Source organism: Litchfieldella xinjiangensis, from assembly GCF_000759345.1.
GTDB lineage: Bacteria > Pseudomonadota > Gammaproteobacteria > Pseudomonadales > Halomonadaceae > Litchfieldella_A > Litchfieldella_A xinjiangensis.
This window is the reverse complement of sequence record NZ_JPZL01000001.1, coordinates 1,363,240-1,385,522: the sequence shown is the minus strand read 5'-3', so window position 1 is coordinate 1,385,522 and position 22,283 is coordinate 1,363,240. Positions and strand designations below refer to the sequence as shown.

General features: G+C 61.5%; 17 protein-coding genes. 6 read left to right on the top strand and 11 right to left on the bottom strand.

Annotation, left to right across the window (positions count from 1 at the left end; translation table 11 throughout):
• Nucleotides 1-54: 54 nt before the first annotated feature.
• Both JH15_RS06455 and acs read left to right on the top strand, forming a co-directional pair.
• Entirely contained in the window at nucleotides 55-615 is a 561-nt protein-coding gene (locus JH15_RS06455; protein WP_043528120.1) for a SprT family zinc-dependent metalloprotease, read from the top strand.
• 168 nt (nucleotides 616-783) lie between these two features.
• Entirely contained in the window at nucleotides 784-2,730 is a 1,947-nt protein-coding gene (acs, locus tag JH15_RS06450) for an acetate--CoA ligase (protein ID WP_043528118.1), read from the top strand.
• A gap of 94 nt (nucleotides 2,731-2,824) precedes the next feature.
• Here the strand turns inward: acs and ku (JH15_RS06445) are convergent, their stop codons facing one another.
• The 5 genes from ku (JH15_RS06445) to JH15_RS06430 all read right to left on the bottom strand — a co-directional run bounded on the left by ku (JH15_RS06445) (nucleotide 2,825) and on the right by JH15_RS06430 (nucleotide 8,214).
• Nucleotides 2,825-3,994, bottom strand: a complete 1,170-nt coding sequence (gene ku / locus JH15_RS06445) for a non-homologous end joining protein Ku (protein WP_043528116.1) — start codon at nucleotides 3,992-3,994, stop codon at nucleotides 2,825-2,827.
• Nucleotides 3,987-4,763: a non-homologous end joining protein Ku gene (ku, locus tag JH15_RS06440; RefSeq protein WP_043528114.1), complete on the bottom strand. Its 777-nt coding sequence runs from the start codon at nucleotides 4,761-4,763 to the stop codon at nucleotides 3,987-3,989. Before ku (JH15_RS06440) ends, ku (JH15_RS06445) begins: the two co-directional genes overlap by 8 nt.
• Nucleotides 4,763-4,966, bottom strand: coding sequence for a hypothetical protein (locus JH15_RS18045; protein WP_156105255.1), 204 nt, complete (start codon nucleotides 4,964-4,966; stop codon nucleotides 4,763-4,765). Before JH15_RS18045 ends, ku (JH15_RS06440) begins: the two co-directional genes overlap by 1 nt.
• A 22-nt stretch (nucleotides 4,967-4,988) precedes the next feature.
• Complete coding sequence (ligD, locus tag JH15_RS06435; RefSeq protein WP_043528112.1) at nucleotides 4,989-7,613, bottom strand: DNA ligase D; 2,625 nt, start codon at nucleotides 7,611-7,613, stop codon at nucleotides 4,989-4,991.
• A gap of 148 nt (nucleotides 7,614-7,761) precedes the next feature.
• The gene (locus JH15_RS06430) at nucleotides 7,762-8,214 is read right to left on the bottom strand and encodes a hemerythrin domain-containing protein (RefSeq protein ID WP_043528110.1); all 453 of its coding nucleotides are present in this window, start codon (nucleotides 8,212-8,214) and stop codon (nucleotides 7,762-7,764) included.
• A gap of 288 nt (nucleotides 8,215-8,502) precedes the next feature.
• Here JH15_RS06430 and JH15_RS06425 point away from each other — a divergent pair, with 288 nt between their 5' ends.
• Nucleotides 8,503-9,168, top strand: coding sequence for a response regulator (locus JH15_RS06425; protein ID WP_043528108.1), 666 nt, complete (start codon nucleotides 8,503-8,505; stop codon nucleotides 9,166-9,168).
• Nucleotides 9,169-9,268: 100 nt separating this feature from the next.
• On the opposite strand, the gene JH15_RS06420 is transcribed toward JH15_RS06425, so the two are convergent.
• The 4 genes from JH15_RS06420 to JH15_RS06405 form a co-directional block, all read right to left on the bottom strand.
• A complete protein-coding gene (locus JH15_RS06420) occupies nucleotides 9,269-13,222 on the bottom strand; it encodes a hybrid sensor histidine kinase/response regulator (protein WP_043528106.1) in 3,954 nt (1,317 codons plus the stop codon).
• Nucleotides 13,223-13,319: 97 nt separating this feature from the next.
• Nucleotides 13,320-13,835 carry a hypothetical protein gene (locus JH15_RS06415; protein WP_043528103.1) on the bottom strand — a complete coding sequence of 172 codons (516 nt, stop codon included), beginning with the start codon at nucleotides 13,833-13,835 and terminating at the stop codon, nucleotides 13,320-13,322.
• 96 nt (nucleotides 13,836-13,931) lie between these two features.
• Nucleotides 13,932-15,713: a sodium:solute symporter family protein gene (locus JH15_RS06410; protein WP_043528102.1), complete on the bottom strand. Its 1,782-nt coding sequence runs from the start codon at nucleotides 15,711-15,713 to the stop codon at nucleotides 13,932-13,934.
• Between the two features lie 5 nt (nucleotides 15,714-15,718).
• The gene (locus tag JH15_RS06405) at nucleotides 15,719-15,979 is read right to left on the bottom strand and encodes a DUF4212 domain-containing protein (protein WP_043528100.1); all 261 of its coding nucleotides are present in this window, start codon (nucleotides 15,977-15,979) and stop codon (nucleotides 15,719-15,721) included.
• Nucleotides 15,980-16,723: 744 nt separating this feature from the next.
• On the opposite strand from JH15_RS06405, the gene JH15_RS06400 reads away from it, so the two are divergent.
• The 3 genes from JH15_RS06400 (at nucleotide 16,724) to ttcA (ending at nucleotide 20,277) form a co-directional block, all read left to right on the top strand.
• A complete protein-coding gene (locus JH15_RS06400; protein WP_043528098.1) occupies nucleotides 16,724-18,541 on the top strand; it encodes a DUF294 nucleotidyltransferase-like domain-containing protein in 1,818 nt (605 codons plus the stop codon).
• A gap of 43 nt (nucleotides 18,542-18,584) precedes the next feature.
• Nucleotides 18,585-19,235 (top strand): 3'-5' exonuclease, encoded by a 651-nt coding sequence (locus JH15_RS06395; RefSeq protein ID WP_043528096.1) that lies wholly within the window; start codon nucleotides 18,585-18,587, stop codon nucleotides 19,233-19,235.
• 82 nt (nucleotides 19,236-19,317) lie between these two features.
• Nucleotides 19,318-20,277: a tRNA 2-thiocytidine(32) synthetase TtcA gene (gene ttcA / locus JH15_RS06390; protein ID WP_231566375.1), complete on the top strand. Its 960-nt coding sequence runs from the start codon at nucleotides 19,318-19,320 to the stop codon at nucleotides 20,275-20,277.
• Here ttcA and fnr read toward each other — a convergent pair.
• Entirely contained in the window at nucleotides 20,267-21,013 is a 747-nt protein-coding gene (gene fnr / locus JH15_RS06385) for a fumarate/nitrate reduction transcriptional regulator Fnr (RefSeq protein WP_043528093.1), read from the bottom strand. The genes ttcA and fnr overlap by 11 nt on opposite strands.
• Before the next feature lie 128 nt (nucleotides 21,014-21,141).
• Nucleotides 21,142-22,254, bottom strand: a complete 1,113-nt coding sequence (locus tag JH15_RS06380; RefSeq protein WP_081948916.1) for a radical SAM protein — start codon at nucleotides 22,252-22,254, stop codon at nucleotides 21,142-21,144.
• Nucleotides 22,255-22,283: the final 29 nt, after the last annotated feature.

Genomic DNA, 22,283 nt, shown 5'->3' with positions numbered 1-22,283 from the left:
TCGGTTGACGCAGGCGCTGGACGCCTTCGTCGTGTGGAGGCATTCTAGCATCGTATGAATCAGCCAGCGCTCATCCCAGCCCTGTCCACGCCTTCTGCCGCCGAGCTCGAGCGTCTCGATGACGCTGCTCTCCACCTGCGCCTTCATCAGCAGGTCGAGGCGGCCTGGCAGTTGTGCCTTGGCTACCATCCCGCCCTGCCGCGTCCCGCCGTGTGGTTCGACCTGCGTGGCAAGGGGGCGGGGCAAGCCCACTATGTACGCCGCGGCCTGCGCTTCAACCCGGTGCTGCTGCGCGAGAATCGACACGCCTTCCTGGCCGAGGTGGTCCCCCACGAAATGGCCCATTGGCTGGTCCATCACCTGGAAGGCGGGCCGTGGATGCAACCCCACGGACACGAATGGAAAACCGTGATGGTGCGCCTGTTCGGCCTCAAACCGCGTACGACCCATTCGTTCGATGTCAGCCGTTCCAGTCCTGCGCCATACTGCTATCGTTGTGAATGTGATCGTCACTATTTCAGCGCCCGCCGACACGGGCTGGCTCGCAAGGGCACGAAGTATCGTTGTCGACAATGCGCCCAGACTTTGGTCTATGAGGGGCGTGTGGATATTTGAAACCCTTTTTAAATAATTGAATTTAAAAAGGAAAATCTTAATACCAATGTCTAAAAGTCGGGGCGCCCCCCGCGGGTATATGCTGTGACGGTTTTCTGGGTCGGCTACTTCGCAGTGACGCGGGCCGGCGAACTTTCTGGATCACTCTCCTGGACAGGAGCCTTATTCATGAGCGATCAGCAGAACGTCTATCCGGTGCGCGAGGATTTTGCCGCCAACGCCTGGGCCGACGAGCAGACTTACCTGGCGATGTACCAGCAGTCTGTCGACGAGCCGGAGGCCTTCTGGGCCGAACAGGCCAAGCGTCTCGACTGGATCAAGGCCCCGACCAAGACCAAGAATGCCTCGTTCGCTTCGAACAACGTCGACATCCGCTGGTTCGAGGATGGTCAGCTCAACGTCAGCGCCAACTGCCTGGATCGCCACCTCGAAACGCGGGGCGATCAGCCGGCGATCATCTGGGAGGGTGACGACCCCAGCGAATCCAAGACCTACACCTACCGCGAGTTGCATGCTCGTGTCTGCCAGCTGGCCAACGGGCTCAAGGAGCTCGGCATCGGCAAGGGCGATACCGTGACCCTGTACATGCCGATGATCCCCGAAGCGGCGATGGCGATGCTGGCCTGTGCGCGTATCGGTGCCATCCACTCGGTCGTCTTTGGTGGCTTCTCTCCCGATGCCCTGGCGCAGCGAGTCGTCGACTCCCAGTCCACCGTCGTCATCACCTCCGATGAGTCGCTTCGCGGTGGCAAGCGGGTGCCGCTCAAGGACAATGTCGACGCAGCACTCACCCGCGACGGCACCGACGTGGTCAACCACGTGCTGGTGGTCAAGCGCACCGGTGGCGATGTCGACTGGAACGAGCGTGACGTCTGGTTCCATGAGGTGGTCGACAAGCAGTCAGAGGAATGCAGCCCCGAATCGATGAACGCCGAGGATCCGCTGTTCATCCTCTATACCTCCGGTTCGACAGGGGCTCCCAAGGGGCTCAAGCACACCTCGGGCGGTTACCTGCTGCACGCTGCACTCACGCATCAGTACGTCTTCGACTACAAGGAAGGCGAGGTCTACTGGTGCGCCGCCGATGTGGGCTGGATCACCGGTCACAGCTATATCGTCTACGGTCCGCTGGCCAACGGCGCCACCACCCTGATGTTCGAAGGGGTGCCCAGCTATCCGACCGCCGGTCGTGTCGGTGAAGTGGTCGACAAGCACAACGTTGCGATCCTGTATACCTCGCCCACCGCCATCCGCGCCCTGATGGCGCACGGTGACAAGGTCATGGACTCGAGCCAGCGTAGCAGCCTGCGCCTGCTCGGTTCGGTCGGCGAGCCGATCAACCCCGAAGCCTGGGAATGGTTCTATCGCGTCATCGGCAACTCGAAGTGCCCGATCGTCGATACCTGGTGGCAGACCGAAACCGGCGGCATCATGATCGCTCCGCTGCCCGGTGCCATTGCGCTCAAGCCGGGCTCGGCCACTCGTCCCTTCTTCGGTGTCCAGCCGGCGCTGGTCAACAACGAAGGCAAGATCCTCGACGGTGCCACCGACGGCAACCTGGTCATCCTCGACTCCTGGCCGGGGCAGGCACGCACGATCTGGAAGAACCACGAGCGTTTCGTACAGACCTACTTCTCCAACTACGAAGGCATGTACTTCACCGGCGACGGCTGCCGTCGTGACGAAGATGGCTATTACTGGATCACCGGCCGTGTGGATGATGTGATCAACGTCTCTGGCCACCGCATGGGCACTGCCGAGATCGAATCTTCGCTGGTGGCGCACCAGGCCGTTGCCGAGGCCGCCGTGGTGGGCTATCCACACGACATCAAGGGGCAGGGGATCTACATCTACGTGACCCTGACCGATGGCGTGGAGCCCAGCGACGAACTCAAGAAAGAGCTCACCCAGTGGGTGCGCAAGGACATCGGGCCGATCGCCTCGCCGGATGCCATTCAGTGGGCGCCTGGGCTACCCAAGACACGCTCCGGCAAGATCATGCGTCGTATCCTGCGCAAGATCGCCGCCAACGAGGTCGATGGCCTGGGCGATACCAGCACCCTGGCCGACCCGAGCGTGGTCGACGACTTGATCTCCAATCGCGTCGCTAAATAAAAATAGCCAAGTAAGCGGTTAGTGCATCACCAAGCCGGCCCTCGGGCCGGCTTTTTCGTATCCGGGGATGAGTGCTTATACAAAAAGGGTAGGATCAGGCCTCGTTCTTGATCGCTTCGATCAATTCGGCCTTGCTCATCTGGCTGCGGCCTGAAACGCTCAATTTCTGCGCGCGCTCATAGAGTTCGGTCTTGGAGAGCGAGGTCAGATCGCTGGTGCTGGAGGTGCGTGACTTACTCTTGCTCTTGCTTGTGCTGTTACCAGTGGAAACGGGTTTTGCCTGTGTCTTGCGCGACGGGGCAGAGGCTGCCGCTGTTTTTTTCTTCGGCGGGCGTTTGCTTTCCGATCCCTTCCTGTCCTGACTGGAGGGAGGGGCACCCGAAGGCGGTCGTCCCTTGGCCAGGCTCTGCTTCAGGACCTGCATCAGATCGACGACTTCGCCCCCCGGTTCGTCTTCCACGTCCGGCGCTTCCTCGGCACCAATGACGTCTTCGCCGCGTTCGAGCTTGTCCTGAACGTGGGCCAGGATCTTTTGGCTGTGTTTATCCTCCAGGGCGTCCTGGGGCAGCGCGTTGTCGGTCAGTGAGTCGATTGCCTTCTCGAAGGCCTTGACCCGCTGTTTGTCGGGGCGCTGGGCGTCGGGCAGGTCGATGTCCTCAGGGGCGCGCACCTCCTCGTCGAAGCGCAGCGTCTCGGCACGCAGGATGCCTTTTTCGGCAATGATGGCCACCAGGTACTCCTTGCCGCGCATGACGAAGGTGGCGATACCCGCGCGTCCAGAGGCCTCCATGCTCTGGGCCAGCAGGCGGTAGGCCTTGGTGACCCCCTTGTCGGGCGTCAGGAAATAGGCCCGCTGGAAATACATCGGATCGATCTCGTCGAGACCGACGAAGCGCTTCAGGTCGATCTCCTGCGATTTTTCGGGGGCGAGTTCCTCCAGTTCGCGGTCCTCGACCACCACGAAGGTATTCTTCTCCACCTCGTAGCCGCGGATGAGTTCGCTGTTCTCGAGAACGCGACCCTCCTTCTCGCAGAAGTAGCGCCGGGCCAACGGCGTGCCCTCCTGATCGACCATGCGCAGCGACACCGGCTTGGCTCGATTGGCGGGGTAGAGGTTCACCGGCAGGCTGACCAGGCCGAACGTGATCGTGCCCGACCAGAAGGGACGCGGCCCAGCCCCAGCGAAACGCTTGCCGTCGTCCCGCGACGATGCGTCCTGGTCGGTGCGCTCGTCGTTCTTGGCTCGCTGGCGTTGTCTAGGCACGCTTGCGCTCCTTCTTCAGGCTGGCCTCGAGTGCCTGCGACAGGTCATCCGACGGCTTCGGACGACGAATCGGTGTCACCTTGACGCTCTCGCCGCGCTGCTTGGCCTCGATCAGCTCCATGACCCGGGCCCGGTATTCGTCGTGGTACTCCTCGGGGTCGAACTCCGCCTCGAGCATGCCGATCAGCTGCTGGGCCATGTCGAGCTCCTTCTTGTCCAGCGGCTTGCCGCCGGGGGGGGCCAGCGCATCGATCGAGACCACCTGCTCGTCATGGCGTAACGACATCAGCATCGGCACGCCTTGATGCAGACGCAGGGCGCCGATGTAGGCCTTCTTGCGCATCACCCAGCGCGCGAGCCCCTCCTTGCCGCTATGCGATAGCGCCTCGATCAAGGCGAAATAATTTTCTTCACTCCCGTCAGGCCCCAGGTAATAGGGACGGTCGTACCAGCGATGATCGATGACCTGCGCCGGCATGAACTGGATTACTTCGATCTCGCGGGACGACTCAGGCTCCAGCGCCTCGAGTTCGTCCTTGTCGAGTACCACCAGGCTGCCTTCCTCGGTGCGGTAGGCGCGCTGGATAGCATTGTAATCCACCACTTCGTCGGTCTCGGGATTGACCATGGCCTGTTTGACCGGCGAGCGATCCTTCTCGTGCAGCAATCGAAAATGCACGCTGCGGTCCTGTACTGCCGAATAGAGCTTGACCGGCACCTGGACCCCAGCGAAGCCGATCACGCCTTTCCACATCGCTCTTGCGGCCATCAGTCGTCTCCTTGGTGGCACTCGGGACAGACGGTGTTGCGGGTCTCCTGAATCTCCCGAACACATACCGGACAGATAGGCCGGTCACAATAGATACAGTGGTAGCCGGCCTCGAAGTGAAACGTGGCGTGACAGAACTGGCAGGTTTCGGGGCCGGGTTCCAGCCACCAGGGTGTCTCGCGTTGACCGCTTTCCCGGGTCATGATCGGCTCCTAAGTACTTGGCTCATGTCACCCCCACCGACTTGAGCAAGGCGGCATCCAGTGGACGAGCCGCCTCGCGAAAGCCAGACCAGGGATCTTCACGCAGCGCCGCCAGGCGGCGGCGCAGGTTGGCTGTGGTGTAGCGGTCCGAGCGCAGGGCGGCATTCAGCTCCTCCCAGCGAACCGGGACCGACACGGGGGCATTCTCCCGCGCACGCACCGAATAGGAGGCCACCGCCGTGGCGCCGCGGCCATTGCGCAGGTAATCGAGGAAGATACGGCCCTCGCGCTTGGCCTTCGACATGTTGCTGGTGAGGCGCTGGGGATCGTCCTGGGCATGTTGTTGGGCAACGGCCTTGGCAAAGGCCTTGGCCTGATCCCAGTCGGCGCTCGGGGTGATCGGTACCACCAGGTGCAAGCCCTTGCCGCCGGTGGTCCGCACGAAGCTCTCCAGTCCGAGCGATGAGAGGCGATCTCTCAGGGTATCGGCCACGCGCAGAATTTCCTTCCACGCCAGCCCCTCCTCGGGATCGAGGTCGAAGACCAGATTGTCGGGGTGTTCGATGTCGTCGATGCGGCTGCCCCAAGGGTGGATCTCCAGCGCGCCGGCCTGGACCAGGCCTACCAGATCCGCGGCGGTTTCCACATAGACGTACTCGGAGCGTCCCTTCTTCTCGTCGATTTCCACCCGCGGCACGCTGGCCGGTATGGCCACCCGAGGATGCTTCTGGAAAAAACACTCATCCGTGCGCCCCTGGGGGCAGCGCACCAACGACAAGGGGCGACGCGCCAGGTGAGGGAGTATCCAGTCCTGGATATCCTCGTAATAGCGCGCCAGATCGAGCTTGGTCAGTCCCTGTTCCGGAAACAGAACGCGGTCGGGGTGGCTGAGCCGCATGCCCAGTACCTCGGCATCGCCCTTGCGTGGCGCACTGCCTTTGCCGGATCGCCCTTTGCTGGGGCGGGTCTCGGTGGCCTTGTCATCGGCGGCTGGCGTGGCGTCGGTGGTTTGCTTGTCGCGCGTCATGCGGATCTCCTCGGGATTGCGGTCTTCACGCAGCCCGCGAAACGCAGGATGGCGTAGCCGGCCGTCACGCGTGCGTTCGGTAAACTCCACCTCAATGACTTGCTCCGGCCGTACCCAGTGAACGTCACGTTCCCCCGGTACGGGGCCGTTGAAGGGAGACTCGGGGGCTTCCATGGCAGCGAGTGTGTCGCCCAGCGTCTCGAGCTGGCGGGTGGAAAAGCCGGTGCCCACGCGTCCGGCGTATTCCAGCCTCCCCTTGTCGTCGAATGCGCCCATCAGCAGTGAGCCGAAGCCCTGCCGCGAACCGCTGGGGTCGGTATAGCCGCCAATCACGAACTCCTCGTGAAACGCACACTTGGTCTTGAGCCAATCCTTGCTGCGTTTTTCCTGGTACGGGCTATCGGCGCGCTTGCTGATGATGCCTTCGAGCCCCATGCGGCAGGCCTGCTCATAGAACGCGGGCCCCTGGGCATCGATATGATCGGAGTAGCGCAGGGTGTCGCTGGCCGAGGCGCCGGCCGCCGACATCAATTCCTCGAGCAGTCGCTTGCGTTCGATCAAGGGCACCTTGGCGAGATCATGGCCGGACAGGTAGGGGAGGTCGAAGACCTGATAGATCAACGCTTTCGTACGGCCTCGACTCAGTGCGTCCTGCAGCTGGCCGAAGTTGCTGACCCCATCGTGGGAGACGGCCACCACCTCGCCGTCGAGGAGTGCCGAGTCGGCAGGCAACGACGCGAGACGCTTGGCAATTTCAGGGAATCGGTGTGTCCAATCCTTGCCATTTCGCGTAATGAGCTGGACCTTGCCGCCGTCGATGCGGGCCAACACGCGATAGCCGTCGAGCTTGATTTCATGGATCCAGTCGCTGTGGTCGGGGGCCTCACGGGAGAGCGTGGCCAGTTGCGGCCGTACCTCCCGGGGCAGGGCGGCCTTGCGCGCTCCCTTGACGCGTGAAGGGTCGGGGGCACGTTCCGCAGCCGAGACCGCAGGCGCTTCGCCTGCCCGTTCGTCACTTTTCCCGTCGTTAGCCTCTGCGCCTTGCGCGGTCCAGACCGTATCGCGGTCTTCAGCGATCTGTTCCATGCTGCGTCCGCTGACCACGCTACGATCGTCATCGGCGCTCAGCTCGGGATCCATGCGCTTGTCGTCGCGACGCTTGATCAACAACCATTGGTTGCCGCGCCTGTTCTGGCGCTGCCCGCTCATGCGTGTCAGCGTCCAGCTGCCCTTGAGCTTTTCGCCGTCGAGCTCGAAGTCGATACGGTCGTCCTTGAGCTTGCCGGTGGCCTTCCACTCCCCTCGGTCCCACAGCATGGACGTGCCGCCGCCATAGGTGCCTTCGGGGATCACGCCTTCGAAGTCGGCGTACTCCAGTGGATGATCTTCCACATGTACGGCCAGGCGCTTCTCGCCCGTTTCCAGACTCGGCCCCTTGGGCAGGGCCCAACTACGCAGCACACCTTCCAGCTCGAGGCGCAGGTCGAAGTGATCGTGGCTGGCGGCATGCTTGTGTACCACGAACCGCTGGCCACTCTGGGCATCGTGCCGATCTTCCCCTGCCGGTTCGTTGGTGCGGGAGAAGTCGCGCTTGCGCCGATATTCATTCAGCTTTTCCATCGCCCGGATCCTTGAGCTCGGAAATGTCATCATTTCAGCCTAGCCAAGCCCGGCGTTCCCGCCAGTGTCGGACCCTATGCGGGTAACGAAGCGGGCCCGAACGATGACGTCGGGCCCGAGCAGTGAGATGGGAACAAGAATGCGTGCGTCAGGCTGCCATGAGTTCCTTCTTGCGTGCTGCCATCTGCTCGCCGAGCTCCTCGAGCTGCTTTTCGGACATGGTCTTGCGTGCTTGCTCGAACATTTCATCCTCCTCTTCATCGGCATGATGTTCGAGTAGCTCCTTCAATACCTTGGCGCGGCCGGAGAATTCGGTTCCCTTGGGATCGGCCTTCTTGAGGTCGGGCAATACCAGATCCTCGACGGCACGATGCTCTTCGTGGGCTTCGTGGTACATCTTGTCATTGGTCTTGCCGCTGGCCTTCTTGAACGCGGGATAGAAGATCTCTTCTTCTATCTGGGTATGAACCTTCACTTCCTTTTCGATCTTGGCCAGCAACTCGGGCCGCTTCTTTTCCGCACGCTCGGTGGTGTTGACGAGTTGATCGAGCAGGTCGCGGACCTTGTCGTGGTCTTCCTTGAGCAGGTCGAGCGCATTCATGATGTTACCTCCTGTAGTCATCGGTCGTGCGATGCGCGAGCCGCGCGCGGGCACGTCAGGGGCGGCAGGCATCGCTTTTTCAAGGTAGACTCGGCGGTAGGTCTGTCAAACAGCGCCGTCTTGATTAGCGCGTAGTGAATTTACCGTGTGTTCGACCATTGTTGACAGCGTCGGGCGTTCCTTGGGAATCTTCGTCGCCATGGGGTAACATGCGCTCTACAATGGCGAATTGACCTGCGCCAGGCAGTCGGACGCGTTCCGGCTGCGACAAGGAACCGGAGGAATCCAATGGCCTTTGCCCAGAAATTCATCGTTGCCGATGATCATCCGCTGTTCCGCGCCGCGTTGACGCAGGCGCTTCGTCAGCTGGCGCCCCAGGCCGAAATCGTCGAAGCCGATACCATGGAGGCGACCACCGAAGTGGTGACCCGCCATCCCGACGCCGACCTGATCCTGCTTGACCTGCACATGCCCGGTGCGCACGGCTTCTCCGGCCTGATCCAGTTGCGTGGCCAGACGCCCGACGTGCCGGTGGCAGTCGTCTCGGGTAGCGACGAGCCGCATGTCGTGCGACGTGCCATCGATTACGGCGCGTCGGGGTTCATCCCCAAGTCGTCTTCGTTGTCGCTGATTGCCGAAGCGGTGGGTGAGATACTCGATGGTGAAGTGTGGCTGCCGCCTGAGCTGGCCGATGTCATGGGTGAGGCCAATGAGGAGGAGACCCGTTTCGCCGAGGCCATCGCTTCACTGACGCCTCAGCAGTTCCGGGTACTCAACATGCTGACCGAAGGCCTGCTCAACAAGCAGATTGCCTATGAGCTGAACGTCTCCGAAGCCACCATCAAGGCCCACGTGACCGCCATTCTGCGTAAGCTCGGCGTCCACTCGCGTACACAGGCCGTCATTGCCGCGCAGAAGCTCGAAGTCGAGCCGCCCAAGGTCGAGGCGACCTGAGTTCTCTGCCAGCGAAAGCGACACAGGCACCCACCACAGGCCCGCACTCATTGCGGGCCTGTGGCGTTATTGAGGCACGTTCAGCGATAGGAGAAGCGACTCAACGTGTCTGGCGTGAGGCACGGCTGGCCTGCAGCATGCGGGTCAGCAGCGCACGCAGGGCGGCTGGGCGTACCGGCTTGAGCAGAAGCTGGTAGCCGCTGCGGCGGATCTCCTCGGCCACTTCCTCGGTACGATCGGCGGTGATCACGATCCCCGGCACGGCGCCTTGGCAACGCTCGGCCAAGGCTTCCAGGGCCATCAGGCCAGTGACTTCATTGTCGAGATGGTAGTCGGCAAGTATTGCATCCGGGTCGCCATCGAGATGGCGCAACACCGACTTGGCACCGCCAATGGTGGTCGCCGTGAAGACCTCGCAGCCCCAGCCGCTCAGCATGGCTTTCATCCCCTCGAGGATCAGCGTTTCGTTGTCGATGCAGAGGATCCGCGTTCCCGCCAGCTTGTTGCCGGCCCGCCGGGCGGGGCTCTCGTCGAGGCGGGTCTGGGCTTCACCCGCCGCGACCACCGGGACGCTGACCGAGAATACCGTGCCTATGCCTTCCCAAGAGCGCACCCGGATGGGGTGGTCGAGCACGCGGCTCATGCGATCGGCAATCGATAGGCCGAGGCCCAAGCCTTTTTCGCTTTCCTTGTGCCGAGAGGCCTGGTCCAGGCGCCGGAACTCCTGGAATATTTCGGCCTGCTTGGATTCGGGGATGCCGGGGCCGCTGTCCCAGACCTCGATGACGAGTCGCTCGCCGTGGCGGCGACAACCCAGCAGGACTCGCCCATGCTGGGTATAGCGGATGGCGTTGGAAAGAAAATTCTGCACGATACGACGCAGCATCTGCGCGTCGCTGTCGACCCAGGCGGCCGTGCTGACCACGCTGAAGTCCAGGCCGCGCTCCTCGGCCATGACCTCGAATTCGGCACGCAGCGGACGAAAGATGTCGGCCAGGGCGAAGTGGCTGCGCCGGGGGGTCAGGGCGCCGGCATCGAGCTTGGAAATATCGAGCAGGGTGCCTAGCAGTTCTTCGGCGGCCTGCAGTGAATTGTCGATGTGGCCTATGGTGCGCTTGAGATCCGTGGCCTCCATGTCCTGTGACATCGCAGACGTGAACAGGCGTGCCGCATTCAACGGTTGCAGGAGGTCGTGGCTGGCCGCGGCCAGGAACCGTGTCTTTGAGGCGTTGGCATCTTCCGCGATCTGCTTGGCCTGGCGCAGGGCCTGTTCGGCCTCGGCTCGAACGCGGTTTTCCTGGCGCAGGGCGGCGTTGGCTTCCGACAGCGCCTGGGTACGTTCGCGGACCCGCTCCTCGAGGTTCTCGTTGGTCTCCTTGAGTGCCATTTCGGCCAGGCGGCGTTCGGTGATGTCCTGATAGAGGGCGAAGAAGCCCAGGATGCTGCCGCTATCCCCGAAGTGGGGCGTATAGGTCACCAGCATGTAGCGAGTGCCGCCTTCGCCGTCACCCAGCGATATCTCGAAGCTGACCCGCTCGCCCGCCAGGGCGCGCTGCATCCAGGGCGCGCGGTCGCGGGCGATATGCGGCTGCATCACGCTCTCCATGCGCTCGCCGATCACCGCATTGCGGTCGACATTGAAGACCTGCTCGTAGGCACGATTGGTGAAGAGATAGCGGCACTCCTTGTCGAAATAAGCGATCAGTGCCGGCACGTTGTCGGTATAGATGCGGATATTGTTTTCCGAGCGGATCAGCGCTTCCTCGATGCGCTTCTGCTGGGTGATGTCCTGGTAGGTGTAGACGAAGCCGCCCCCGGGCATCGGGTTGCCCTGAACCTCAAGCACGGTGCCATCCTGCCGGTAGCGTACGTAGCGGTGAGGCTGTCCCTGACGGATATTGTCGATTAGTAGGTCGACGTGCTCCTCGGGGTCGCCGGGTCCATATTCCCCATTATGGGCGTTGTAGCGAAATATCTTGTCGATCGGCGCCCCGACCCGGATCAGGTGATCGGGGAAACGGAACAATTCCAGGTAGCGCTGGTTCCAGACTACCAGGCGCAGGTTCTGGTCGACCACGCTGATGCCCTGGTTGATGTTCTCGATGGTGGCCTGAAGCAGGGCACGGTTGAACTCCAGTACCTGGGAGGCCTCGTCGACGATCGAGATGACGTCGGAGATGCCGATGCCCCGGCCCTGAAGGGCGGAATTGACCACGATGCGTGCCGAGGAGGCGCCGAGCACCGAGGCCAGGAACCGCTCGGTGAACTGGATCACGTCGATCGAGGCGCGCGCGGTGTCCTCGAGAGGCTTGCCGGTGCGCCGGGCATAATCGTCGAAGGCGCGCTGGACCTGTCCTGCACCGAGGAAGCGTTCGCAGAGCACCTTCAGGTCGCCCACGGTGGTGGCTCCGGTCCACGGCCGGTTGACCGAGGTCTGGCGCGTCTCGACGCTATCGACGAACAGCGAGGCCTGGATGCGCTCGACAACCCGCTGCGGGGTCATCTGCGACACGAAGATGTAGCAGAACAGGTTGAGTCCCAGCGACAGCATGACGCCATGGGTGAAACTGTCACCGATGTTGAGGCCGAACAACTGGGTCGGGGCTAGCCAGGCAATCCCCAGCGGGCCGCCGGACAGCCAGGCCTGGGGCAGCACCCCGGCATTGATCAGCGTGGGCTGGAGCAGCGTGTAGGCCCAGATGGCGAAGCCCACGTTCATGCCGACAATGACCCCCATACGGTTGCCACGCTTCCAATACAGCCCACCCAGCAAGGCGGGGGCGAACTGGGCGGCGGCCGCGAACGACAGCATGCCGGTTGAAGCCAGCGTGCTGAACTCCGCGATCAGCTGATAGAAACCATAGGCCAGCGACAAAATGACCACGATGGTGATGCGTCGGGCCCGCAGCACCAATCGCCCGTAGTCACGAAGCTTGGTGTCGAACCAGCGCAGGCGGAACAGGGCGGGGATGACGATCTCGTTGGAAATCATGATCGACACGGCGACCGTGGCGACGATCACCATGCCGGTGGCCGCCGAGAAGCCGCCGATGAAGGTAAGCAGGGTCAGCAGGCTATTGTCGGCCGCCATCGGAATGGCCAGCACGTAGGTGTCCGGCTCGACGTTGGTCCCGGCGAAGATCGTCAGCCCGGCCGCGGCAATCGGTAGCACGAAAAAGCCGATCGCCACCAGGTAGAGAGGAAACAGCCAGCGTGCCTTGCGGGCGTCGTCGCGATGGGTATTCTCCACCACGGCGACATGAAACTGACGAGGAAGGCAGAACACGGCCAGCATGGCGAGCAGCGTCTGGGCCCAGAAGCTGCGGCCGAAATCCTGTTCGGCCAATTGCTGCTGAAGTTGCAGTTGGGCATCGGCACGACCGAGCAGGTCGCTCAACCCGTCGAACATCCCCCAGGTCACATAGGCCCCCAGGATCAGGAACGCGGCCAGCTTGACCAGCGATTCGAAGGCGATGGCATGTACCAGGCCTTCGTGATGCTCCGTGGCATCGGTGTGCCGGGTGCCGAACAGAATGGCGAACAGGGCCATGACGACGGCGACATAGAACGCGGTATCGGCGAACAGGGGCGCCCGGGTCAGGTCGGAAGTGTCGGTCAGCACCATGAAGGCCGCGGAGACCGCCTTCAGTTGCAGGGCGATGTAGGGCAGGGTGCCCACCAGCGCTACCAGGCTCGCGAAGGCCGCCAGCGATTGGGTCTTGCCGTAGCGTGAAGCGATGAAGTCGGCGATCGAGGTGACGTTCTGGTGCTTGGCGACACGAATCATCTTGGCCAGTACTGGCCAGAACAGCATGAACGTCAGGATGGGACCCACGAAGATACTGGCAAACGACCATCCCGAGGTCGCCGCTTCGCCCACGGCGCCATAGAAGGTCCACGAGGTGCAATAGATGGCCAGGGCCAGGCTGTAAATGACGGGGCGGCGCTGCGTGGCGCCATGGATACGCGCATGGCGGTCGCCGCGCCAGGCGATCCCGAACAGTACGGCGATGTAGACAAGTGAAACGGCGATCAGTAGCCAGCCTGGAAACATGCGTCTTTCTCCCTCGAGTCTGCGGCCATTCTAGGGCAAGCCGACCGTGAACACAGCCGGGCACCCGAGAGGAGTGGCTCTTGTCGAGCCGCTTGACTCAGTCGGCGGGGCAGACCGCCTGCACGAGGGGGGCCGACGGCTCGAGGCGACGCAATTGATCGACCTGCGGGCGGCGCGATTCGCCTGCCAGAGGCAAGAGTTCTCGTGCATTGCAGTTCAGCAGGTAGGCCTGGTGGTCGACGACATCGACGTACTCTTTCCTGAAGCGATAGAGCAGAAACTCGACCAGCGTCTCGTCGTCGGATTCGCGAACGAGGGTATTGTCACTGTCGATCACGCTGAAGCCGACGGTCATCGGGTACAGGTAGGTCCAGGGACGCCACAGCATGCTATCTCTCTCGGTGGAAACTACCTGGGCGGATTCGGGGAGTTGTTCCTGCTTGTAGCGGAACCAGGAGTACTCGTGATGGATCTGGTAGACGAGCATGCCCAATCCGCCGCATACCGGTATCACCCAGCGGGGCAGGCGATTTCCACTCAGGCTTCTCAACAAGAGCCCAATGCCCGCTGCGCCCAGGCCGGCGAACAACGCCGCAATCAGATGCCAAATCATGGTTTGCCCTTCTCAAAGAGATCGGGCTTCCCATGAGGGAAGCCCGATTCGGTTCGATCCCGCGGCCCGGGGTCCCGGGCCGGGGAGCATTATGGCTTAGTGGTCGACGGCCCCGCCAGCACCTTTGGGATAGCGAACGCTGTCCACCAGGTCCTGGATTTCCTGCGGGGGAGCTGCGGTGACGCTGGAGACACCGTAGGCCACGATGAAGTTGATGATGGCCCCGACTGCGCCAAAGGAGAGCGGGGAGATGCCGAAGATCCAGTTGTCCACGGTATTGGGCAGGGTATTGGTGCCCGGGATGAACAACCAGCCGAGGTAGGTGAAGATGTACAGCAGCGTACAGATCAAACCTGCCAGCATGCCGGCCACGGCCCCCACGTTATTGATGCGCTTGGAGAAGATACCCATCATCAGTGCCGGGAACAGCGAGGCGCCGGCGATACCGAAGGCCAGGGCAACGGTCTGTGCCGCGAAGCCCGGAGGATTCAGGCCCAGGTAGGTCGCGATCAGGATCGCCCCTGCCATGGAGATACGTGCTGCCAGCATCTCGCCCTTTTCGGTGATCCGCGGATTGATGGTGTTCTTGATCAGGTCATGACTGATGGCCGAGGAGATGGCCAGCAGCAGACCGGCTGCCGTGGAGAGGGCTGCGGCAATACCGCCCGCTGCGATCAGGCCGATGACCCAACTCGGTAGGTTGGCGATCTCGGGGTTGGCAAGTACCAGGATGTCATTGTTGACGGTCAGTTCGTTGCCTTCCCAGCCACGCTCGGAGAAGTCTTCGGCATCGTTGTAGAACTGGATGTTGCCATCGTTGTTCAGGTCTTCATAGGTGATCAGCCCGGTCTCTTCCCAGGTACGCACCCACTCAGGACGCTCTTCATAGGCGATCGGGTTGGTAGCGGCTTCTTCGTAGTTCTCGACCTGGCCCGCCATGTCCGGATAGATGGTGGTCATCAGGTTCAGGCGCGCCATGGAGCCGACGGCCGGGGCAGTCAGGTAGAGCAGGGCGATGAATACCAGAGCCCAGCCGGCCGACCAACGCGCATCCGCAACCTTGGGTACGGTGAAGAAGCGGATGATGACGTGCGGCAAGCCCGCGGTACCGACCATCAACGACAGGGTGAACAGGACCATGTTCAGCTTGTTGTCGACGTCAGCGGTGTAGTCACGGAAACCCAGCGCATTGACGACATCATCCAGCTTGGCCAGCAGCGGCACGCCGGATTCGGTGTGAGTGCTGAACATGCCGAACATCGGGATGGGGTTGTTGGTGAGCTGCAGCGAGATGAATACGGCAGGGATCGTGTAGGCGATGATCAGTACGATGTACTGGGCCACCTGGGTATAGGTGATGCCTTTCATGCCGCCGAATACGGCGTACAGGAACACGATGGCCGCGGCGATCCAGATACCGGCGGTGCTGGAGACTTCGAGGAAGCGCGAGAATGCCACACCTGCCCCGGTCATCTGTCCGATAACGTAGGTGACGGACGCCACGACCAGACACACGACTGCAACCAGGCGAGCGGTGCTGCTGTAGAAACGATCACCGATGAAGTCGGGAACCGTGAACTTGCCGAACTTGCGCAGGTACGGTGCCAGCAGCATGGCCAGGATGACGTAGCCGCCGGTCCAGCCCATCAGGAAGGTGGAGTTGGCATAACCGCCCGAAGCCAGCAGGCCGGCCATGGAAATGAAGGAGGCCGCGGACATCCAGTCGGCCGCTGTCGCCATGCCGTTGGTCACGGGGTGTACGCCACCGCCGGCCACATAGAAGTCTTTCGTCGACCCGGCGCGCGCCCAGATCGCGATCCCGATGTAGAGCGCAAACGACGCGCCTACGAATATCAGGTTAATGGCAAATTGACTCATGCTGGTTACTCCCCGAGTCCAAACTTCTTATCGAGCTGGTTCATTTTCCATGCATAAAAGAAAATGATGCCGATAAAGGTCAGAATTGAACCCTGCTGGGCGAACCAGAAGCCAAGGTCCGTACCGCCGACAGGAATCCCTGATAGCAAGGGGCGAAACAGGATGGCGCAGCCATAGGACACAAACGCCCATAGGATAAGGCAGCCGGTTATCAGGCGAACGTTAGCCTTCCAGTAAGCAGCGGCATTGGATTTATCTTCTGCCATGGTTTGCTCTCCGCTTGTTTTGAAGGGGAAATGTTAATGAAGGTAGTGGCTGTCTTCAGGGCAATCGCTCGTAAACAACCACCCTCGTTTTCATGTATCCAATCGTAAGCGATCAAGGTCAAGCTGACTGGAAACCCAGTAAGACTAAGGTCGTCCTTCGCCCGCCCTGGCCTTTTGAGGCCCATTATCGACGTGCGATTGCCCTGCATGACTCCTGGCCAATAGTGGTCAACAACCGCAAAAAATAAAATCCCATACTTTGGTATCATAAGGAAAAAGCGATTGAAGTTACAATGATATATTTCTTTTAATATCAACAGCTTAGGTTAATTTAATCAGGTCTTTTGAATACGAGGTAACGACGACATAGGACGATGGTCTAGCCAGTGAAACCCACAATAATTCGTGCAATGCCAAGCGGGCTAGAACGATAGTCTATCTTTTGTGGCGAAAGCAGGAGTTGCTATTCTAGCTTTACCGATGTCACACGCTTGAGTTGATGCCAGCTTCATCTCATTAGTCGGCTCTGATAATGCGTAAAAGGCCTGTCCCAGGAAGTAGGATCGCCTGGGAAACGACATAGAACTTTCGGCTAATTGCCTCCCTTATGCCTGTCTTGGTCGATGACGCCCTCGGGTAGCGACCATGATTGGATGGACCAAGGACGCCAGCGCATTCATTCAGGGAGCCGGTGCCTGCCACAGGGCATGGCCGGAGCGCTTTCCCAGCAACCGAGGGCAGTAGATGGTCGATGTCGATCTCACACAGCCTCCCTTTACGCTCCTTGATGAAGCCGGACGTGATCGGGTGCGCACCGGTATCGACCTGGCCTACTTCGATGAGGAAGAAATCATCCTCGATGCCGGTCAGCCTGGGGAGTACGTTTTCATCATTCACAAGGGCGAGGTCGCCGAACTGGATACCTCGGTCCCTACCGCCCAGGCGCGCATCGGTCATTACACTGCGGGCGACCTGTTCGGTGCCATCAGCATCCTCAACGGGAAGAGCCGCTACCGCTTCAAGGCCGAGCAGGAAAGCCTCTGCTATCTGATGCCCAAGGCGCTATTCAATCGCCTGTGCCAGGATTATCCCGCGTTCGCCGAGTTCTTTCGCCAAAGCCTGGCCCATAAGGCCCGGCTCCTGACGGAGCGGCGAGCGGAAGGCGGTGTGACGATGGCCGGCTTCATGCTGGCGCGTATCAGCGAATGCATGCGTGCGCCGCTGATCGTCGATGAGTCCACCAGCATCGCCTCGGCGGTGAGTACCCTCAACGACAGCCATTCGGATAGCTTGCTGGTAGGGCGGGACGGACGGTTCGGTATGGTGACCAAGACCGACCTGCTCAATGCCCTGGTCATGGAGGGGCTCGAGTCGTCGAGCCAGGTGATCGGCATTGCCCATTTCGACCTGGTCACTGCCACGCCGGATCAATACCTGTTCGAGGCCCTGGTTCGCATGACCCGGCACAAGGTCGCCAGGGTCGTGGTCATCGAACAGGGCGCGCCGGTGGGGGTCGTCGAGCTGACCGACGTGCTCAGCTATTTCTCGAGTCGCAGCTACGTGGTCAGTCTCCAGGTCGAACAAGCCGAGAGCCTCGACGAACTGGTGCGCGCCAGTGCTCGGACCCCCGAGCTGGTGCGCGCCCTGATGGCCCAAGGCGTCCGGCTGCGCTTTGCCATGGAGCTGCTGGCGGCACTCAATGGTCGCATCATTTCCAAGGCAGTCGGCTTTCTCGTCGATCCGGCGCGACTCGAACAGAGCTGCCTGATGGTGATGGGGAGTGAGGGGCGAGGAGAGCAGATCCTCAAGACCGATCAGGATAATGCCCTGATCCTGGCCGACGGTACCGATTGGCCCGACTGCCAGGCGCAGATGGCCCAGATCACCGACACCCTGATTCGGCTCGGGTATCCGCGTTGCCCGGGCAACATCATGGTCTCGAACCCGGCCTGGGTCGGCAGCGAGGCGGCATGGCGGGCGCGAGTGGCCCGCTGGGCTGCGAGTCGGGACGGCGACAGTCTGATGAATCTGGCGATCCTTCTCGATGCCCACGCCGTCGCCGGCAATCCCCGGCTACTCGACACGCTGCGGGATGAAATGTTCGAGCGCTGCTCACGGGACGAATTGCTGTTGTCGTACTTTGCCCGCTCGACGCTGCGTTTCTCGACGCCATTGACCTTGTTCGGCTCGTTGAAGCGTCCTCAACACGGCATCGATATCAAGAAAGGCGGCATCTTTCCCATCGTTCATGGGGTTCGCACGCTGGCACTCGAGCGCCGCATTCGGCCGACCTCGACCCTGGAACGGCTCGATGCGCTGGCAGCGGAGGGGCGGCTCGAAGACCGCTTTGCCGAGGACCTGGGGGAAGCCTTGTCGCTGTTCACCGAATTGCGGCTCAAGCAACAACTGGCACGTCTTGACGATCCCGATACCGGGCGCGACGCCAATCGCGTGGTGGTGCAGCACCTCTCCTCGCTGGAGCGTGATCTGATGCGCGAAGCGCTGCATATCGTCAAGGATTTCAAGCAGCGGTTATCACACCGCTTCCACCTCGAGTACTGAGCGACACGGAGTGTCGGATGACAGGCGAGACAGGAGCAGGATCATGTTGAGAACACTGCGGCGTGTTGCTGATCGTCGTCGCCAGGCCAGCGGCCAGTATGGATGGCTATTCAATCCCTATACTGGGAATGAAATGGTCGCCCTGGATTGCGAGACGACCGGGCTCGATCCGAAGACCGCCGAGCTGGTGTCGATCGCAGCGGTCAAGGTGCGCGGTGATCGCGTGATGACCAGCGATTCCCTGGACCTGCGTCTCCAGCGTCCCTCCAGCCTGACGGGAGACTCGATCTGTATCCATGGGCTACGAGGCGTCGATCTGGATGGCGGCGACTCGCTGCGCGAAGCGCTGGTGAAACTGCTGGACTTTGTAGGCAATCGCCCCTTGATCGGCTGGAGAATCGGCTTCGACCTGCTGGTGATCAACCGGCATCTGCGTCCGCTGCTGGGCTTCGACCTGCCCAATAGCCTCATTGACGTGGAGCAGCGCTTCGCTCGCAACCTGCGGCGTAGCCATCCCATGGTGGAGCCCGTGCTCAATTTCGAGAGTGTCGCCGACGCCTTGAATGTACCGGTCATGGGCCGTCATACCGCGCTGGGCGATGCCGTGACCACCGCCCTGATGTACGTCAGGCTGAGCAAGACGCAGCTGCCCCGGCTGGCGCATGACAGCATCGACAATGCCCGCGAAGGGTAGGTGCGCGCAGCGAGGAATATCGTCAGTTGGCAGGGCGAAGTGGTAAGATAGCGGCCCATTTGCCGTCCGTTTGCGTGTGATCATGTCCGACGTTTTCTCGTCCCCCGATGCCCTAGCGCCCTGGCTGACCGCCGGGAGCGCATCCAGCGACGCGCCTCTCTCCGAGAACGCACCTCTCCCGAAGGACGCGTCTTTCGCCAAGGAAAAGCGGGAATTCAACAAGCTGCATAAGCGACTGCGGCGCCAGGTCGGCAATGCGATCATCGACTACGGCATGATTCAGGAAGGCGACAAGGTGATGGTGTGTCTGTCCGGTGGCAAGGACTCCTACACCATGCTCGAAATCCTGCGTAATCTGCAGCGCAATGCGCCGGTGGATTTTTCGCTGGTCGCCGTCAATCTCGATCAGAAGCAACCCGGATTTCCCGAACATATCCTGCCTGAGTATCTCGAGTCGATCGGTGTCGATTACCACATCCTCGAGCGTGACACCTATTCGGTGGTCAAGGAGAAGACACCGGAAGGCAAGACCACCTGTGCGCTATGCTCACGGTTGCGGCGTGGTTCCCTGTATGGCTTTGCCGAGGAGATCGGTGCCACCAAGGTGGCGCTAGGCCATCACCGCGAAGACATTCTCGAGACGTTGTTTCTGAACATGTTCTTCGGGGGGAGCCTCAAGGCGATGCCACCGAAGTTACTCTCCGACGATGGCAAGAATATCGTCATTCGGCCCTTGGCTTACTGCAAGGAAGCGGACATCGCCGAGTTTTCCCGCCAGATGGGGTTCCCTATCATTCCCTGCAACCTGTGCGGCTCGCAGCCCAATCTGCAGCGTCAGGTCGTCAAGGAGATGCTCGCCGAGTGGGAAGCCAAGCACCCCGGGCGGCTGGAAACCATGTTCAAGGCGGTGACCAATGTCTCCCCCTCCCAGCTTGCCGACCGCGACCTGTTCGATTTTCAGGGGCTCGAGGCCAAGCAGGCGCATCTGAAAGAGACGCGTATCGATGCGCTCAACCTGGGGAGTGAGCCGCTCAGTCGTTGATCCCTTCGCCTTCCGCCAATCGCTCCAGGGATGCCAGGTCGAGAATGTTGACCTCACGGCCTGAAACGGTGACCAACCCCTGGTTCTGGAAGCGGCTGAGGATGCGGCTGACGGTTTCCACCGCCAGGCCCAGATAGTTGCCGATGTCGCCTCGCGACATGGATAGCCGGAAACTGTAGGCCGAATAGCCGCGTCGGCGGAAGCGGGCCGAGAGGCTGGTGAAGAAGCTCGCCAGACGCTCGTCGGCCGTCTTGCGAGACAACAGGCGCAGCATGCGCCGGTCTTCATGCATCTCCTTGCTCATGCTGCGATAGATCTGGCTACGCAGTTCGGGCAGTTTTTCCGAGAGCGCATCGAGGCGATCGAAGGGAATCTCACAGACGGTGGTGGTTTCCAGGGCGATCACCGAGCCGGGATAACGGCGCGCATCGATCCCGTCCAGGCCCACCATCTCGCTGGGCAGGTAGAAGTTGGTGAGTTGATCTTCCCCCCGTCCTTCACTGGTGACCTGCTTGAGGCTGCCCGAACGAACTGCGAAGACGCTGGTGAACACTGCGTCCTGACGGACCAGGGGTTCGCCTTTCTTGAGCGGTGCACGACGTCGAATAATCGCGTCGAACTGGTCCATGTCCTCGAGATCCAGTGCCAAAGGCAGGCAAAGCGATGCCAGGCTGCATGTCTGGCAGCGCGTCTCGTGCAGCCGTGCACGATGCTGGGCGAGTGCAGCGTCAGGCATGGTCCTTTCCTCGAAGTAGATACGTCCCGCTGATTATGGAGGATCGAGCCGGCATGGCAAAGGGGGCGCGTCACCTTGTCGTGAACTATCGAGACGCGACGCGGCGGAAACAGGCAGGCTGATCGGAATCAAGGCTGCGCCACGTCACGCCCAGCAACGGCGACAAGGCCTTGGATGGTAGCCAGCCTGTCGCTGTCGATGGCCATTACATAATCGGGGAGCAGGGTGGCATTTTGTGCATACAGACCGTCGACCTGGCTGATGGCCGATACCCCGAAACCCACATGGTCAGTGGGTGCCTGGCCCGAATACCCCAGCACCCCGTGCCGCAGCGTGCCCTGGTGCAGCGCAATGGCCAAGCTGTCGTCGGGCAGGGCGAAGTGCAGCCTCCCCAGGTGAACATAGCCCGCCATTACGAGCTGCTCGCGTGCTGCGTCGGCCATGGTACCCGACGCGTGGGCGTCGGGAAGCAGGGCCACATCGATGCTGCGCTGCGCGGCGTAGCGTTCCGGCCAATGCATATAGGGAGTCAGCGACACGCGGTCCGGCGCCAGGGCAATGACCTGTTCGAGTGTCTCGCTGAGGCTATCCTGCGTCTGCTGGGGAAGGCCGTAGACCAGTTCGAGCGAGAGCGTCTGGAAGCCTAGCCGCCTGGCTTCGTCGACTAGGTTTTCGGTCAGTACCCGCGGCTGGATCCGATTGATGGCCTGCTGAACCCTCAGGTCGAGATCCGCCACGCCCAGGCTCAGGCGATTGAAGCCCAGGGTTTGCAGATGGCGCAATGTGAAGACATTCGCCTCGCGTGGATCGATTTCGATGGCATAGTCGCGGTTGCGGTCGCCCGACAGGGTGAAATGGGCGTCGAGCATATCGATCAGGCGGCTCATCTGGCCGAGGGTCAGGAAGGTGGGTGTGCCGCCCCCCCAGACGAGCTGCGTGATCTTCCTGGCGCGGTCGAGGTGACTGGCGACGAGGACCATCTCGCGCTCCAGGCGTTGCAGGTAGGGATCGGCCTGTTGTGCCTCGCGCGCCGCGATCTTGTCACGCACGCAGTGATGACAGTGCTGGCGGCAGAACGGCAAGTGCACATACAAGGACAAGGGGTTGCCCGTCGCGTTGCTGGCAGACAGAGCCGCCGCGAATGCCGCCGCATCGATATCGGGGTGAAACGGAGCCGGAGAAAGGGGATCCGGCGTCTCATCCACAGCCTGGTGGGGCCGATATTGAGGTAGTGAAGGCATCCTTTGCACTCCGTTCGAGACGATGTGCC